Genomic DNA, 1271 nt, shown 5'->3' with positions numbered 1-1271 from the left:
TGTTTAGACCGGAGACATAGCTGACGCCTGTTCGGACACATCACTGACAGTTTGGCTGCGCGTCAAGTCGATTGATCCGACCTGCCAACTGGCAAAGAAGATTCCGTAGCGGCCGTCGCGGTCGAGCGGCCTCACGGCCAGCTGCTCGCCGCAGAAGGCTTGAGGGACTTTCCACATTTGCCCTTTGAAGGCGATGTAGCTCCGCGTCGAGGAGACGGTGCGAACGATCTCCCCGGCGTCGTATTGGATCTTCGGCACACGATCCGGCATGGCGCGTAAACTGGGCCGGTAGCGATCGGCGGGAATGCCCATGCCCAAGCTCTCGTGGGGCCGCTCCAGATTGTAGACCGTTCGCCAGCTATCGAGGGCACGCTGGACTTCCGCCAAAGTGCGGAACGTGCGCAGAGCGAACACTTCTGCTTTCAAGCTGCGATGGAAGCGTTCGTTCTTGCCTCGGCCCTGAGGATGACGTGGCCTGGCATGGACCACCCTGACGCCGAGCTTGAGCAGCCATACCTTCAGCGCAGTCCAGCGAACGCCCGAGGTGTCGCCCCAGGGAGAACCGTTGTCGAGGTAGAAGGCCTCCGGCAGCCCATAGCGTCGGAAGGTGTCGGTCAGATGCCTCTGCACATCAGGTCGCTGCTCGTTGGCGCACGCCTTCAAACACAGCGCATAGCGGGAGTGGTCATCGACCATGGTTAGCGGATGGCAACGCCTTCCGTCGGCAAGCGGCATGTGGCCCTTGAAGTCCATCTGCCAGAGTTGATTGGGCGCGTCCCTCTCGAACCGGTGGCCTGAAGGGCTCGGCGCGGCTTTCTCGCTCGGCTTGATCCGTTCGTTCCGGCACAGGATCCGATGCACTGTGGAGGGCACCGGTACGGTCTGGCCGCCGCGCTTCAGGCAATGGGCAATCTTGCGCGCTCCCCAAGCCGGATGCTTGTCACGCACAGCCAGAACCCGCGCCTCGACCTCAGGCACGCTCCGCTTGGGCATGCTCTTGGGCCGGCGCAACTGATCCGCCAGTTCATGATCTCCAGCCTGCCAACGCCGCAGCCATTTGTAGCCCACATCAGGACTGATCCCGAACCGCCGGCACAACTCCCGCCGGTTCGCCCCTTCCTGCAACGCAAGCCGCACAAACTCCCGTCGCTGATCCATCACCGACACCTCGTTCCAGGGCATGGAAGGCCTCCCGAATCGACCATTCCAGCCCAGTTTGAAGTGTCAGCTATGTCTCCGAACACCTGTCAGTGATCTGTCCGGTCTAAACA

The 1271-nt window shown here is 61.9% G+C and carries 1 protein-coding gene; it reads right to left on the bottom strand.

What is annotated here, in order from left to right; all coding sequences use genetic code 11:
* Window positions 1–3: 3 nt before the first annotated feature.
* Window positions 4–1182 (bottom strand): IS481 family transposase, encoded by a 1179-nt coding sequence (locus tag ACIPUD_RS39780; RefSeq protein WP_317244478.1) that lies wholly within the window; start codon window positions 1180–1182, stop codon window positions 4–6.
* Window positions 1183–1271: the final 89 nt, after the last annotated feature.

Source organism: Bradyrhizobium sp. CAR08, from assembly GCF_052871955.1.
The sequence above is the reverse complement of the archived record's forward strand: the minus strand, read 5'-3'. Positions and strand labels throughout refer to the sequence as shown.